The following is a 552-nucleotide window of genomic DNA, read 5'->3' on the forward strand; positions in this document are numbered from 1 at the left end:
CCTGTGTTACCTTGAACACCTTGAGGTCCAGTGGCACCAGTAGCGCCGGTAGCACCTGTGTTACCTTGAACACCTTGAGGTCCAGTAGCGCCAGTGGCACCGGTAGCGCCGGTAGCACCCGTGTTACCTTGAACGCCTTGAGGTCCAGTGGCACCAGTAGCACCTGTGTTACCTTGAGCACCTTGAGATCCAGTAGCGCCGGTAGCACCAGTAGCACCTGTGTTACCTTGAACGCCTTGAGGTCCAGTAGCGCCGGTAGCACCAGTAGCACCTGTGTTACCTTGAACACCCTGAGGTCCAGTAGCGCCGGTAGCACCTGTGTTACCTTGAACACCTTGAGGTCCAGTAGCGCCGGTAGCACCAGTAGCACCCGTGTTACCTTGAACGCCTTGAGGTCCAGTAGCGCCAGTAGCACCTGTGTTGCCTTGAACACCTTGAGGTCCAGTGGCACCGGTAGCACCTGTGTTGCCTTGAACACCTTGAGGTCCAGTAGCGCCGGTAGCACCTGTGTTACCTTGAGCACCTTGAGGTCCAGTAGCGCCGGTAGCACCT

Annotated in this window: 1 pseudogene; it reads right to left on the minus strand. The window is 57.6% G+C overall.

The window, feature by feature from the left end:
• Window positions 1–552 (minus strand): annotated as a pseudogene (locus tag ACS2QP_RS27385) (collagen-like protein); the annotation flags it as partial.

This window comes from Bacillus cereus group sp. Bce019 (assembly GCF_051781745.1).
Lineage (GTDB): Bacteria > Bacillota > Bacilli > Bacillales > Bacillaceae_G > Bacillus_A > Bacillus_A cereus.